This is a genomic window from Enterobacter cloacae complex sp. 6730903 (assembly GCF_048283985.1).
GTDB classification, from domain to species: domain Bacteria; phylum Pseudomonadota; class Gammaproteobacteria; order Enterobacterales; family Enterobacteriaceae; genus Enterobacter; species Enterobacter hormaechei_C.
Map to the genome: position 1 here is coordinate 1 of NZ_JBLVXX010000172.1, position 403 is coordinate 403.

Here is a 403-nt window from a genome sequence, read left to right on the forward strand (position 1 = left end):
GGCCAAGAAAGGTTCTAACAATGACATTACCAGCCTTTCCGGGCTGACTACAGCGCTAAGTATTTCACAGGGAGGGACTGGTGATAAGACTGCCGCTGGCGCTCGCACAAACCTCGGTTTGGGAAATGTGGCAACTAAAAATACTGGTGAAGGGGATAATGATGCCCTGGCTACAGGGTCATTTGGTGTGGGGTCTAAAAACCTTCCGGTAATTTCTGATCTCTGGGACAAAAGCCAGGGAACCCGCTTTTGCAATGTTAATCCCGCGACCTCTGGCGGTCCTGGAATGTATGGTTCTGGCATTCGGTTATCAGACCGTAATATTGGGAGTGGAAGCACTCCGGTAGCGCAACAATCATTTGCTGCGCTGATTCTTAGCGGGAAAATTATTCAGTTCATGAGT

General features: G+C 49.1%; 1 pseudogene. It reads left to right on the forward strand.

Features of this window, described 5'->3' with window-relative positions:
- Nucleotides 1-403, forward strand: a pseudogene (locus tag ACNQ0W_RS25410) (hypothetical protein); the annotation flags it as partial.